Below are 460 nucleotides of genomic sequence, written 5' to 3'. Positions count from 1 at the left end.
GCAGCAGCCCCACCGCCTCGTAGGCGGCGTTCACCCGCGGCCGGGCCAGCCCCCGCGCCCGCTCCGCCCCCGCCCGCAGCACTCCGTCCACATAGGACGGGTCGGCACACAGCTGCGCGTGCCGGGCCCGGATCGGCCGCAACGCCTCCACCACCGCCTCGGCCGTGTCCTTCTTCAGCGCCCCGTACGAGGAGTACTCACCGGCCAGCTCCTCCGGCGTCCCGCCGCCGGTACAGGCCGCGAGCACCTCCAGCAGATTGGCCACTCCGGGCTGCGCCTCCCGGTCGTACGCGACCTCGCTCCCACTGTCCGTCACCGCCCGCATCACCTTCTTACGGACCACGTCCTCCTCGTCGAGGAGATAGACGATGCCCGCCGCCTCGGCGTGCGACTTGCCCATCTTCGAGGTCGGGTCCTGCAGATTCATCACGCGGGCGGCGACCTGCGGCCGCGTCATCCT

Annotated in this window: 1 protein-coding gene; it reads right to left on the bottom strand. The window is 72.4% G+C overall.

Features of this window, described 5'->3' with window-relative positions:
• Positions 1 to 460, bottom strand: a 460-nt coding sequence (locus CCN51_RS58835; protein ID WP_483883483.1) for a tryptophan--tRNA ligase, incomplete at both ends; no start/stop codon positions are given.

The organism is Streptomyces milbemycinicus, assembly GCF_002154605.1.
GTDB lineage: Bacteria > Actinomycetota > Actinomycetes > Streptomycetales > Streptomycetaceae > Streptomyces > Streptomyces milbemycinicus.
This window is presented reverse-complemented; position numbering and strand designations above follow the sequence as displayed.